At 73.4% G+C, this 12269-nt stretch carries 14 protein-coding genes and 1 pseudogene; 10 read left to right on the top strand and 5 right to left on the bottom strand.

What is annotated here, in order from left to right; all coding sequences use genetic code 11:
- Positions 1–364 precede the first annotated feature (364 nt).
- Positions 365–1876, top strand: coding sequence for a sigma-70 family RNA polymerase sigma factor (locus AB0K34_RS28080; protein WP_301176509.1), 1512 nt, complete (start codon positions 365–367; stop codon positions 1874–1876).
- Here AB0K34_RS28080 and AB0K34_RS28075 read toward each other — a convergent pair whose 3' ends face one another.
- A complete protein-coding gene (locus AB0K34_RS28075) occupies positions 1877–2647 on the bottom strand; it encodes a CAP domain-containing protein (RefSeq protein ID WP_301176510.1) in 771 nt (256 codons plus the stop codon).
- 26 nt (positions 2648–2673) lie between these two features.
- Between AB0K34_RS28075 and AB0K34_RS28070 the strand changes: the two genes are divergently transcribed.
- The 4 genes and pseudogenes from AB0K34_RS28070 (at position 2674) to AB0K34_RS28055 (ending at position 4461) form a co-directional block, all read left to right on the top strand.
- Positions 2674–2910, top strand: coding sequence for a hypothetical protein (locus tag AB0K34_RS28070; RefSeq protein ID WP_301176511.1), 237 nt, complete (start codon positions 2674–2676; stop codon positions 2908–2910).
- 38 nt (positions 2911–2948) lie between these two features.
- Positions 2949–3527: an excalibur calcium-binding domain-containing protein gene (locus AB0K34_RS28065; protein WP_301176512.1), complete on the top strand. Its 579-nt coding sequence runs from the start codon at positions 2949–2951 to the stop codon at positions 3525–3527.
- A gap of 3 nt (positions 3528–3530) precedes the next feature.
- Positions 3531–3629: pseudogene (locus tag AB0K34_RS28060) on the top strand (hypothetical protein); the annotation flags it as partial.
- Positions 3630–4011: 382 nt separating this feature from the next.
- Positions 4012–4461, top strand: a complete 450-nt coding sequence (locus tag AB0K34_RS28055; RefSeq protein ID WP_205719076.1) for a CBS domain-containing protein — start codon at positions 4012–4014, stop codon at positions 4459–4461.
- Positions 4462–4543: 82 nt separating this feature from the next.
- Here AB0K34_RS28055 and AB0K34_RS28050 read toward each other — a convergent pair whose 3' ends face one another.
- Positions 4544–4936: a PPOX class F420-dependent oxidoreductase gene (locus tag AB0K34_RS28050; protein ID WP_301176514.1), complete on the bottom strand. Its 393-nt coding sequence runs from the start codon at positions 4934–4936 to the stop codon at positions 4544–4546.
- Between the two features lie 18 nt (positions 4937–4954).
- Positions 4955–5449, bottom strand: coding sequence for an NUDIX domain-containing protein (locus AB0K34_RS28045; protein WP_301176515.1), 495 nt, complete (start codon positions 5447–5449; stop codon positions 4955–4957).
- 144 nt (positions 5450–5593) lie between these two features.
- Between AB0K34_RS28045 and AB0K34_RS28040 the strand changes: the two genes are divergently transcribed.
- The 4 genes from AB0K34_RS28040 (at position 5594) to AB0K34_RS28025 (ending at position 8719) form a co-directional block, all read left to right on the top strand.
- The gene (locus AB0K34_RS28040; RefSeq protein ID WP_138633647.1) at positions 5594–5899 is read left to right on the top strand and encodes a PGPGW domain-containing protein; all 306 of its coding nucleotides are present in this window, start codon (positions 5594–5596) and stop codon (positions 5897–5899) included.
- Positions 5900–6480: 581 nt separating this feature from the next.
- Positions 6481–7257: an SGNH/GDSL hydrolase family protein gene (locus AB0K34_RS28035; protein WP_364551946.1), complete on the top strand. Its 777-nt coding sequence runs from the start codon at positions 6481–6483 to the stop codon at positions 7255–7257.
- A gap of 90 nt (positions 7258–7347) precedes the next feature.
- Entirely contained in the window at positions 7348–7920 is a 573-nt protein-coding gene (locus tag AB0K34_RS28030; RefSeq protein WP_301176517.1) for a TetR/AcrR family transcriptional regulator, read from the top strand.
- A complete protein-coding gene (locus AB0K34_RS28025; RefSeq protein WP_205719074.1) occupies positions 7910–8719 on the top strand; it encodes an amidohydrolase family protein in 810 nt (269 codons plus the stop codon). Before AB0K34_RS28030 ends, AB0K34_RS28025 begins: the two co-directional genes overlap by 11 nt.
- An 18-nt stretch (positions 8720–8737) precedes the next feature.
- On the opposite strand, the gene AB0K34_RS28020 is transcribed toward AB0K34_RS28025, so the two are convergent.
- Positions 8738–9757, bottom strand: a complete 1020-nt coding sequence (locus AB0K34_RS28020) for a lysylphosphatidylglycerol synthase domain-containing protein (RefSeq protein ID WP_301176518.1) — start codon at positions 9755–9757, stop codon at positions 8738–8740.
- A gap of 245 nt (positions 9758–10002) precedes the next feature.
- On the opposite strand from AB0K34_RS28020, the gene cqsA reads away from it, so the two are divergent.
- Entirely contained in the window at positions 10003–11154 is a 1152-nt protein-coding gene (gene cqsA, locus AB0K34_RS28015) for an alpha-hydroxyketone-type quorum-sensing autoinducer synthase (RefSeq protein ID WP_301176519.1), read from the top strand.
- A 19-nt stretch (positions 11155–11173) separates the two neighbouring features.
- Here cqsA and AB0K34_RS28010 read toward each other — a convergent pair whose 3' ends face one another.
- Positions 11174–12085 carry an oxygenase MpaB family protein gene (locus AB0K34_RS28010; protein ID WP_301176520.1) on the bottom strand — a complete coding sequence of 304 codons (912 nt, stop codon included), beginning with the start codon at positions 12083–12085 and terminating at the stop codon, positions 11174–11176.
- Between the last annotated feature and the right edge of the window lie 184 nt (positions 12086–12269).

Here is a 12269-nt window from a genome sequence, read left to right as displayed (position 1 = left end):
CCCCTCTCGTGCGATCAGCCGAGACAGGCCATCTTGGTATCTGCTGCGGCTGTTCGGCTCGCGCGCGCTGCGGCCCGCCCCCTCTTTCCATCGAAGCGCACTGGATCTGTTCTCGCTCCGGCGCAACCACACGTCGGGAGTTGGCCCGCACGCACGGCCGACATCCTGGATCACGCGCTGCACATCGTCACGTACATGAGTGACACCGCCTGCCCGCCCTGGCCTGCCGTCCTCGACCGCAGGCCCATTGGCGGCACGCCGTGACCAGGGACGAGGCAGAATTGGCGGGTTTCCTGTTATCTCTGGTGGTTTCGGAGGTCTCCAGAGGGACCGGCGGCGACTCTCTGGAGGGCGAAGGATGCGTGTGGGCACGGATGTGGACGTGCTGGTCCGGGCGGCGCAGGACGGGGATGCCGGCGCCCGGGAGCAGCTGGTAGCCGACCATCTGCCGCTGCTCTACAACGTGGTCGGCTGGGCGCTCGGCGGCCACGCCGACGTGGACGACGTCGTCCAGGAGTCGGTGCTGCGCGCCCTCGGCGGGCTGGGCGGGCTGCGGGAGCCGGCGCGGTTCCGGTCGTGGCTGGTCTCCATCGCCATGAACCAGGTGCGCCGCCGCTGGTCGGCCCAGCGCGCCGGGACGCCGATGGATCCGCAGGCCATGGCCCAGGTGGCGGGCACCGAGGACGACTTCGCCGGTCTTGCCGTCCTGCGGCTGGAGCTGTCGGAGCAGCGCCGCGAGATCGCCGAGGCGACGCGGTGGCTGGACGCGGGGGAGCGCGAGCTGCTCGGGCTGTGGTGGCTGGAGGCGTCCGGCCATCTGACGCGGCGGGAGCTGGCGGACGGGCTCGGGCTGCCGGTGGCCCACGCGGCGGTGCGGGTGCAGCGGATGAAGAAGCAGCTGGCGACATGCCGCGCCGTGGTGCGCGTGGTGAGCGGCCGGCGGTGCGGCGGGCTTGAGCCGGTCCTCGCGGGCTGGGACGGACGGCCGTCCCCGCTGTGGCGCAAGAGGATCGCCAAGCACATCCGGGACTGCCGCTCCTGCACCGCCCGCCAGCGTGACCTCGCCCCGCCCGAAGCGCTGCTGGCGGGCCTGGTCATGGTGCCCATGCCCGCCGACTCCTCGCTGCACGCGGTGTTGACCGGGCTGCACTCCCTGCTGGACGCCGGTAACGCGGCAGCGGGCGCGGGCAACGCGGCCTCCGGCGCGGGCACAACCGCGTCTGGCGCGGGCACATCCTCGACAGGTGCGACGCACTCCGCGACGGGTGCGGTGAAGTCGTCCGCCGGCGCCGCGCGCTGGGTGGTGGGGACGGCGGCCGCCGGTGTCGCCGCGGCGGTCGTCTACTGGTCGCTGCCGGAACCGGTCGACCCCGTGCGCCCTGCGCCCGATGCCGCCGCCCCGGCGCCCGTCCAGCGGACGACCCCGAGCACCCCGCCGCCCACGCCCGAGGCCGCGCCGGACAAGGCCCGGGTCACGCCGCCGCGCGCCCCCGCCACCGTCGAGCAGCGGGTCGTGTCGCTGGTCAATTCCCAGCGGGCGGCGGCCGGGTGCCCGCCGCTGCGCGTCTCGCCTGAGCTGCACCGGGCGGCGCAGCGGCATTCCGAGGACATGGCGTCCCACCGCGTCCTCGACCACCGCGGCTCCGGCGGCGACGGGCCGGGGGAGCGGATCACCGCCGCCGGATTCCGGTGGAGCGCGTGGGCGGAGAACATCGCCCGCGGCCCATCGGGACCGCCCGCCGTCGTGAACACCTGGATGGACAGCTCCGGCCACCGGGCCAACATCCTCAACTGCGGGTTCACGAAGGTCGGGATCGGGGTCGTGCAGGGTTCCGGAGGCCCCTGGTGGACGCAGGTGTTCGCGACGCCCCGGTGATCAGCGGGCGGCGCCGAACACCTGCGTCCAGTACGGTCCGCCGGACTTCACCACGCCCACGCCGATCTCCCGGAAGCTGCAGTTCAGGATGTTCGCGCGATGCCCGGGGCTGTTCATCCAGGACGTCATGACGCTCGCCGGGGTCGGCTGCCCCTTGGCGATGTTCTCGCCGTAGGTGGACCAGCGGTATCCGGCGGCGGTGATCCGGTCGCCGGGGCTCTTGCCGTCCGGGTTGGTGTGGTCGAAGAAGCCGCGCCGCGCCATGTCGGCCGAGTGCCCCTGCGCCGCCACGGCAAGCTTGCCGTTGGACGTCAGCGCCCGGCAGCCGTTCTTGGCGCGCTCCTTGTTCACCAGCGAGATGACCTGCGCCGCGGCGCCTCCGGCCACCGGCGCGGACGGCGTCTTCGGCCGGGCGGGCGGGGGCGCGGCCGGACGCGAACGCGTCGCGCGCGGGGTCGGCGTGCGCGGCTTGGAGGTCTTCCGCGGCTCCTTACGGGTCTGCTTGGGACTGGCCGTCTCGCTCGGCGACGGCTTCGCGGTGTCGAGCGGGGCGACCGGGGAGGACGAGGGGGACACCGAGGTGTCGCTCGCGGCCGGGGCGGCGCCGGGGCCGCCGTCGAACGCGCCGCTCGCCATGCCGGCGATCCCGCCGATCACCAGCACCCCCGCCGCGCCCGCGGCCGTCCACGCCGCCGCGCGCCCGGACACCGTCCGCTGCTGCCGCCGCCTCGGGCCCGGCCCGCCGGCCCTGGGGGGAAGGGGGTTGCTCATGGCGATGCCACGTCCTCTCTCGTCGGATGTCCGTAGATACGGTGCAGACCTCCGACAGGACGGGCGATAACAGAAAAATCAGAGTCGATCGCGAAATCCAGCCACCCGTCCGCAAGGACGCGGGCGCAGGCCGAGGCGAGGCGGCGGCGACGCGAACGCTCTCCGTGGACCGCTCGCGACGCCCGGTCGGCGAGATTTGGCTGACTATTGGTCTCACTCTGCGCCCCACTGATCCGGATATCACCGTTTTTCAGGTGAAATGAACTCCGATGCGGCGTACTCCGCAGACGAAGGCCATGCCATGACTGCCGATTCCCGTCCACCCGCGAAGCGGTGGATCCTCGCGGCCCTCACCGCCCTGGGGGCGGTGCTGCTCCTCGCCAACCTCGCCGCCTGCGGCGGCGAGACGCAGCGGAAGACGTCGCAGGGCAGCCGGGGACCCGCGCCGCCGCCGTCCTCGTCATCGACGGAGCCGCCGGACGAGGGCGGGCCGCCGTCCTCCGAACGGCGGGGAGGGAACGGCCTGGATCCGCGCTTCCGCACCTGTGCGGAGGCGAACGCCGCCGGGTACGGGCCGTACGTGAAGGGCACCGACCCCGAGTACGCCTGGTATCAGGATCGCGACGGCGACGGCATCGACTGTGAGTTCGCGCACGGCGGCGGGCCGTCGAGCTCGGCTCCCGCCCCGTCGCCGACCGAGGAGCCGTCCACCTCCGAAGAGCCGTCCGCGCCGACTGAGGAGCCGTCGGACTCGGGGCCGAGCCTGGAGCCCGCCCCCAGCGACGAGCCGTCCGAGCAGACCACCCCTAGCGACGAGCCGTCCGAACCCGGGCCGAGCGAGGAGCCCTCGGCGCCCAGCTCGTCAGGCGGGCAGCCCTAGCGGATGCGCCGCCCGAACGGCCCCGCCCGAGCTGAAAATCGAAGGAGATGGAACGCCGGCCGCAGCGGCAGCAGCGGCGCGGTCCAGTTCACGAACGTCGGCTTCAACGGCTCGCTCACCGCCGGCCAGTCGACGGAGTTCGGCTTCCAGGGACTGGTACCGGCACCGGGATGGCTCACACTTGCTCCGCCAGGTGATCCCGCGCGCCCGGCCCGGTGCCCGGCACGGAAGGCCCGGCGCCTCCGCACCGGGCCCCAGGCCGGGCCGTGCGCGCCCCGTCCACCCGCCCCGGTCGGGATCATTCCCGCGATATCGGGAAGACTGATACCGACCTGCCGACGAGCGGCCCGTTCCGGCCCGGTGCGGACCGGAATGACCGCGACATCTAAGGTCATATGGGAGGACGACGGACGGGGCTTCATCCACCGGCGGTGGCGGGAGCCCGCGCGATTCTGGGGCGGCAGCAGTGAAGGTCAAAGAGATCATGACGAGCCCGGTGATCACCGTGGAGCGGGACGCGGCCGTGCCCGACGTCGCGGCCCTGCTGCGCGCCCGCCGGATCAGCGCCGTCCCCGTCGTCGACGGGCACGGGGCCGTCGTCGGCCTGGTCAGCGAGTACGACCTGCTGGCCCGCGAGGGGCGGACCGCCGCCGACGTGATGACCGCCGCCGTCATCAGCGTCACCGAGGACACTGACGTCGAGGAGGCTCGCCACCTGCTCCTCGAACGGCGCATCCGGCGCGTGCCGGTGCTGTCGGGCCGCGAACTCGTCGGCATCGTCGCCCGCTCGGACGTCATGGCGCTGCTGACCACCGAATGGGCGTGCGAGGTCTGCGGCGAGGTCGTCCGCGGCGAGCACGCGCCGCCCCGCTGCCCGAAGTGCCATGCCACCGCCGACCGGTTCGAACTCCAGGAGCCCCTCCCGGGCGCCTGAGCCGTCCCGTGCCGCGGGGTGACCGAACGCCGCCGGCGCATCGGCCCGGAGCGGACGCCCCGAGCGCCGCGCCCGGCGGCCGTTACGGAATGGTCCGCCGGGTCATCCCCTCCGCGTCCGGGTCGATCCCCCAGGAGAAGACGACGCGCGGGTGGATGCGGATGACGTCGTCGGCGCCCTGCGGCCCTTCGACGACCGCGGGCTCGGCGCGCCCCCGGACCTCGACGCCCCGCACCCTCCAGGGCTGGACGGACGCCAGGTCGTCGACGACGAAGGCCACCTGGTCGTTGTCGCGCAGGTTCCGGTACTTGCGGCTCCCGGCGAGGTTCCAGCCGCGGATGTCGATGGTGCCGGTCTCGGCGTTGTAGGCGAAGCCGACCGGGTTGTTCTGCGGGTCGCCCTTGGGGCCCACGGTGGCGAGGCGCCCGAGCCGCTGCGTGGACAGGTACTCGCGTTCGATGTCGGTGAGGCTCATACCGTCCAGCCTGCGACCTCAACCGAGCTTCAGGTCAAGTGCTTCGATGACGTTCCGGAGCCGGGGCGACATGCGCTCGGGCAGCTCGTCCACGGGGAACCAGCGCGCCTCGAGGATCTCCGCCGCGTCCAGGGCGAGCAGCCCGCCGACGACCCGCGCCTCGTAGTACGCCTCGACCCGGTGCCGGAAACCGCTCGCCACCCGCAGCGGGGGCCCGGCGACCTCCACCTCCAGCGCGGTCTCCTCCCGCACCTCCCGGACGACCCCGTCCTCCAGCCGCTCACCGGCGTTCACGTACCCGCCGGGCAGGCCCCACGCCCGGTACGCGGGCCACAGCCGGTGCCGCAGCAGCAGGATCCGGCCCCGCTCGTCCCGGACGATCCCGCCCGCGTACACCAGGAACGTGTGGTGGCGGAACCGTGCGACGCGCCACTGCATCCGCCCGCTGAGCCGCCGCCACACTGGCGCGGCCAGTACCCCGAGACGCGCGCGCACACCGGACGGGATCTTCATTACCGAGATGCTAGCCGTCGCCGCGCGGCCCCACGGTCCTGCCTCGTGGTCCTCGTCACATCCCGCCCCGACTGGGATCTCGGGCGCCGCCGCCGTTCGTCGGACAACACAAGGACGCGCCACGGGGAGGACGCAGTGACGACCATGATGGAACGCCCAGCGCTTGAGAAGGAGCCCGCCGGCCGCACGCCCGAGGGCGGTGCGCCCATCCGCCGCGCGCCCGTCCGCCTGCTCCGCAAGGTGGCGGTCGCCACCGCCGGCGCCGCCCTGATCGTCGCGGGCGTCGCCATGCTCGTCCTGCCGGGCCCGGGCGTCGTCGCCATCCTCGCCGGCCTCGGCCTCCTCGGCACCGAGTTCCCGACGGCCCGCCGCATCAGCACCCGCCTGAACGGCTACGCCAAGACCGCCTGGCACAAGATCCGCACAGCGGCCGGCCGCCCCAAATCCTGATCACCGCCCCGCTCCGGGGCATTGCGGATTTTATCCGGCCTCGGTGAGGCGATGCGCGGCACGGAAACGCGGCCGGGCCCGGTAGAGCGACGGCGGTATTGCCCTTTAAGGGCCGCCGGATATCGAGGCCGCATCCGGGCCGCTCTGAAGGCTGCGCCGTACCAGGCGCTCTGACCACCGAGCCTTTTCCCGGCCGAGCACCTCCCGTGCGCCGACGAGATCGCCGCGTGGGAGGTCAGGCGCGTCACGGCGTTCCCAGGCGGCAGCGGACGTTCCCCAAGACTCTCCGCGTCCACGGCGGGCGACCGGTCGCGTCGGCCCCTGACGGCCGGGCGGAAGTGATCGATGTGATCTCTGAGACGTCCGGGATTCGCCGGATAATGGTCGTCACTTGCTGGGCTTGTCGGCCCGGAAATTCCGTGCTATCTCGGATTGCAACGGCGAATTCTGACAAATAGTGTTGATCAGTCTCAGGGCTTGGGGGAATGGCGGGACGGGTATAAGGCGAGCGGCATAATTCGATACGACGCTCCGGAGTGCAGATGCGTCTCACCCGCCCCTGTCTGGCCGCTCTCGGTGCGGTGACACTCGCCGCCACATCACTGCTCTGGTCCGGTTCCGCCGCGGCGGCCGGGACCAACTACGTCGCACTCGGGGATTCCTACTCGTCCGGCACGGGGGCCGGGAACTACGATCCGGCGAGCGGATCGTGCAACCGCAGCGCCAACGCCTATCCGAACCTGTGGGCGGCGGCGCACTCGACGAGCTCGTTCAAGTTCGTGGCCTGCTCGGGGGCGACGACCGCGACCGTGGTGAGCGGGCAGCTCGGCGCGCTCAGCTCGTCGACGACGCTCGTCAGCGTCACCGCCGGCGGCAACGACGCCGGGTTCGCCGACGTCATGCAGACGTGCGTCCTGTACTCGACCACGACCTGCCAGAGCCGGGTGGCCCAGGCCGAGACCTACATGCGGAACACGCTGCCCGGGCGGCTCGACTCGCTGTACTCCCAGATCCACGCGAAGTCGCCGTCCGCGCGGGTGGTCGTACTCGGCTACCCGCGCCTGTACAAGATCGTGAGCGTGTGCGTGGGGCTGAGCAACGCCAAGCGCACCGCGCTCAACGAGGCCGCCGACACCCTCGACGGCGTCATCGCCCAGGCGGCGGGGCGCGCCGGGTTCACCTGGTCGGACGTCCGGGACGAGTTCGCCGGCCATGAGCTGTGCTCGGGCGACGACTGGCTCAACGCGGTCACGATCCCGCTGGAGTCGTCCTACCACCCGACCGCGCTCGGCCACCGGCTCGGCTACCTGCCCGCGCTGACCGGATCGGCGAGCCTGGCCCTGCAGCAGCAGGGCTGACCCCGCCTCCGGCCCCGGCCGCTCGCCCACCCCGGCGGCCGGGGCCGTCCGCTGCCAGAATGTTGTTCTGGTGTGACAGAATAATGTTCTGTGAGTGAGGCGGGACGGGACAGGATCCTGCGGGCGGCGCTGGAGGCGTTCGGCCGCGACGGGGTGGCCGGGACGACGCTGAGCGCGCTGCGGGCGGCCAGTGGCGTCAGCGTCGGCAGCTTCTACCATCACTTCTCCGGCAAGGAGCAGGTGGCGGAGGCCCTGTTCGTCGAATGCGTCTCCCTGTATCAAGACGCGTTCCTCGCCGAGCTCAAGGCGCATGCCAGCGCGCGCGGGGCGGTGACGGGTGTCGTGGCGTTCCATGTGCGGTGGTGCAGGGAGCATGCCGCCAGGGCCCGGTTCATGTTCACCGAACGCCCTGCGGCGAGTGACGCGCTGGCCGAGCGCAACCGGGCGTTCTACCGGGAGGTACGCGCCTGGTGGCGCGTCCAGGCGCGCCATGGCGCGCTGATCGATGTGGACACCATGACCGCGTTCGTGCTCTGGCTCGGCCCCGCCCAGGAGTTGTGCCGGCTCTGGCTCAACGGGCAGGGCGCCGAGCCGGACGGCGGGCAGGTCGAGGTACTGAGCGAGGCCGCGTGGCGGTCGGTGGGGAGCAGCCGTGGTGATTGACGCGTGGATGCAGCACGGAACCGTGCGGTTCCTGCAGCACGAGATGCTGGACTCGCTGTGGCGGTGGCTGGGCCGCAAGCCGCCGGCGGAGGAGGTGCCCGTCGCGGAGACCGTCGCCGCCATGGACGCCGGGGGAGTGGACGTCGGCCTCATCAGCGCCTGGTACGGGCCCGAGGGCGACCTGGTGAGCAATGACGAGGTCGCCTCGTTCGTCCAGCAGGCCGAGGGCCGGCTCATGGGCGTCGCGTCGGTGGACCTGCGCAAGCCCATGGAGGCCGTGCGGGAGCTGAGGCGGTGCGTGCGCGACCTCGGTTTCAAGGGCCTGCGCGTGGTGCCGTGGCTGTGGGAGGCGCCGCCGACCGACCGCCGCTACTATCCGCTGTTCGCCGAATGCGTGGAGCTCGGCGTCCCCTTCTGCACGCAGGTGGGGCACACCGGGCCGCTGCGCCCGAGCGAGACGGGGCGGCCGATCCCGTACATCGACCAGGTCGCGCTCGACTTCCCTGAGCTGGTCATCGTCGGCGGCCACATCGGCTACCCGTGGACGGAGGAGATGGTCGCGGTCTGCCGCAAGCACCCGAACGTCTACATCGACACATCCGCGTACACGGTCCGCAGGTATCCGCCCGAGCTGGTCCGGTACATGGCGCAGGACCGGCACCACAAGGTCATGTTCGGCACCAACTACCCGATGCTGACCCCGGAGCGGGCACTCCAGGGCCTGGACGGCCTCGGCCTGGACGAGGCGGCCCGGGAGGCGTTCCTGTCCGGCAACGCCGCGCGGGTCTTCCGCATTTAGTGATCTACAATGTAAAGGTCACCGGCGGAGCGTCCGGCACGCGAGCAGCCCCACCGGGACCGGCGCCCAGAACGTGACCGCGCGGAACAGCAGCACGGCCTGCAGCGCCGGCCCGGCCTCGACGCCGAGCGCGGCCAGCGCGGCGACGAGCGCGGTCTCGGTGGGGCCGACGCCGCCGGGCAGCGGGACGGCCCCGCCGGCGGCGGCTCCCACCAGGTAGGCGGCGAGGAGCGGCAGGGCGTCGCCGGGGCCCGCCGCCGTGCCGGGCACGGCGAGGACGCTGAGCGCGAACGCGATCGCGAGGGCGAACGTGGTCCCGGCGGAGGCGGCCAGGGTGACCGCCAGGTCGCGGGGGCGGCGGCACAGGCCGGCGAACCCGGCGGCGGCCCGTCCGACGGCGGGTGAGCGGGCGGCGCGGCGGCCCCACAGCACGGCGGCGGGCAGCAGCACGCCGCCCGCGATGAGCAGCGGGACGGGCGGGACGAGCCCGGCGGCCCGGGCGGCGTGCTCGCCCAGCGCGTCCAGCATCGGGCCGTTCCCGCCGCCGGCGGCGAGGACGGCGCCGAGCAGCAGCAGGTCGGCGGGGACGCCCGCGACCTGGAGGACGGCGACGGCGACCGCGGCGCGGGGGAGCGGCAGCCCGCGGCAGACGAGGTAGCGGGTGTTGACGGCGACCGCGCCGAGCCCGCCCGGGGTGACCCGGTTGGCGGCGGACGCGGTGAACTGGGCGAGCGTCGTGGCGACCAGCGGCAGCGGGCGGCCCGCGGCGCCGCGCAGCGCGACCGCGGAGCAGACGTAGTGCAGCAGGCACAGCAGGACCAGGGCCGGGAGGAACTCCCAGCGCATGTGGCCGAGGGTGGCGGCCGCGGGGCGCAGGGGGCCGAGGACGGCCAGCAGCGCGGTGGCGAGGCCGGCCAGCACGACCCCCGCGATCGTCCAGCGGGCCCGGTGGGCCCGCTGGACGAGAGGAGGCGGTGCGGTGTCGGCGCCGGTGTCGGCGGCCACCGCGGGTTCGGCGCCGGCGGCGATCGTGGTCACACCCCAGTGATCGGTGATGGGAATGACGAGCGTGCGACCTGCTGATACCCGGTGAAGCGAACGATATGGGACGTTTACCCGACAGGCCGGAGAAGTCATGCGCGCTCGGTGACGGGCGCCCGGCCGGGATACGGCATTTTCTCCGGCGGCGCGCCGGGTTTGGTCGCCGTCCGAGATTCTTTTCACACTATGATCAGGGATCGCTACAGGACGTGACGATCATTTGACCGGGGAGTGTGACGACCATGACCAGCGCTCACCAGCGGCTGGGCGAACGCATACGGGTGTTCCGGGGCACGCGGGGCGGCCGCCGGACCGTGCCCGCGACGGCCCCCGGCGACCGCGCGATCGTCCTGACCTGTAGCGACTACCTCGCCCTGGCCGAGCATCCGGCGATCACCGCCGCCATGATCGCCAGCCTGCGGGCGACGGACGGCGCGGTGCCCGCGCCCGGCCCGTGCCTACCCGACGACCACCCGCAGCTCGCCCTCGGCGCGCGGTTCGCCCGGCACCTGGGCGCGCGGGCGGGGGTGCTGTGCCCGTCCGGCTGGGCCGCCAACACCGGGCTGCTGCAGGTGGTCGCCGGGCCCGACGTCCCGGTCTACCTGGACGTCCTCGCGCACATGTCGCTGTGGGAGGGGGCGCGGGCGGCGGGCGCGGAGCTGGCCTACTTCCGCCACAACGACCTCGACCACCTGCGCCGCCGGATCGAGGTGGGCGGCTCCGGCGTGATCGCCGTGGACGCCGTCTACAGCACCGACGGCTCGGTGTGCCCGCTGCCCGGCCTGGTGGAGGTGGCCGCGGAGCACGACTGCCTCCTGGTCGTGGACGAGTCGCACTCGCTCGGCACGCACGGCGAGCGGGGCGAGGGCCTGGTCGCGGCGTCCGGGCTGACCGGGCGCGTCGACTTCCGCACGGCGAGCCTGGCGAAGGCGCTCCCGGGGCGCGCGGGGCTGATCGCCTGCGACCGTCCCGGCTTCGCGGACTACTTCGCGCACACCGCGCTCCCGGCGGTGTTCAGCTCGACGCTGCTGCCGCACGACATCGCGGGCCTCGCGGCGGCGCTGAAGGTCGTGCGCCGGGAGGGGCGGCGGCGCGACCGGCTCCGCGCGGTCGCGGCCCGGCTGCGGGCCGGCCTGGCGGAACTCGGCTACACCCTGGTCGAGTCCGACTCGCAGATCATCGCGCTGGAGGCGGGGTCGGAGGCCGAGGCGACCCTGATGCGGGACGCGCTGGTCGGCCGCGACATCTTCAGCGCGGCGCTGTTCCCGCCGACGGCGTCGGTGGGCCGCACGCTGGTGCGCCTCTCCGCCCACGCGGGCCTGACGGACGGGGACGTCGCCCGCGTCCTGGAGGCGTGCGAGGAGCTGCGCCCCCAGGTCGCCGCCGCCGTGTGAGGGCGCCGCCGTGTGAGGGTCACGCGGCGGGCCGGTACCGGTCCTCGCGGGTCTGGGCGCCGATGTAGCGGAGCATGCTGCGCAGGGCCCAGTGGTTGACGCCGCTCGGCATCATCCGGTAGCCCTGCCGGTTGGCCAGCGCGAGCGCGGCGAACCGGGCCTGGTCGAGCGCCGACCAGGGGATGTCGAACCGCTCCCGGACGAGCGGCGGCAGGCAGCCGAAGGTGATCAGGCGCAGCGGCCGCTCGATGACCATGCGCCCGGCGCGGTCGAGGCGGGGCCCGCCGACGGGCAGGATCGTGATCGTCTCGGAGCCGTGCTTGGCGATCTCCAGGGCGCGGGCGGCGGCGGGCGTGAGTTCGAGCGTCCGGGCGCAGACGTGCCAGAACTTGGACTGGAACGCCGCGTAGTCGGCGGGGACGGGCCGCATGCTGACGCCGTACCGGGAGTACCAGGTGACGGTCTCGGCGTACATCTGCTCGTGGTCCTCGGCGGTGAGGGTGCCGGGGTGGAAGGTCTCGGCGGCCTTGAAGATCTCCCAGGTGAAGGTGGCGTGCGCCCACCAGAACGTCTCGGGTTCGAGGGCGTGGTAGCGGCGGGCGTGCTCGTCGACGCCGCCGATGCCGCGGTGCAGGTCGCGGATGCCGCGGGCGCGGGTGACGCCGTCCGGCGCGAGGATCGTCGCCCAGATCTGCGGGACGGACCGGTGGATCCGGTCGAACGGGGCGTCGAAGAACGCGGAGTGCTCGCCGACGCCGGCGCCGATGCCGGGATGCATGAGCTGCATGAGCCCGGCGGCGGCCCCCGGGAGCAGCGAGCGCAGATCGGCGGCGTGCCGCCAGAGCAGCGTCCCGGGCACGAGCGGCGCGTGCGCGGCGGTCCGGGACGACCGGGCCCGGCCGGCGGCGACGGACGAGGACGAGGCGGGCATCGCACCTCCAGGCCGGTGATCGCTTACCACGAGCATAACGAAGCTGAGACAAGAATCAAGCTTTGTCGCACGTCCCGCGGTGGCAGGGCGGCCGCCGATGCCGGAAACAGCGGCGGGGGGGGGGGGAGGGGGGCGAGCCGGCCCACCCCCCGCGGGAGATAGCTGGGGGGGAGCAAAGCGGGAC

It is taken from the genome of Actinomadura sp. NPDC049382 (assembly GCF_040677125.1).
GTDB lineage: Bacteria > Actinomycetota > Actinomycetes > Streptosporangiales > Streptosporangiaceae > Spirillospora > Spirillospora geliboluensis.
The sequence above is the reverse complement of the archived record's forward strand: the minus strand, read 5'-3'. Positions and strand labels throughout refer to the sequence as shown.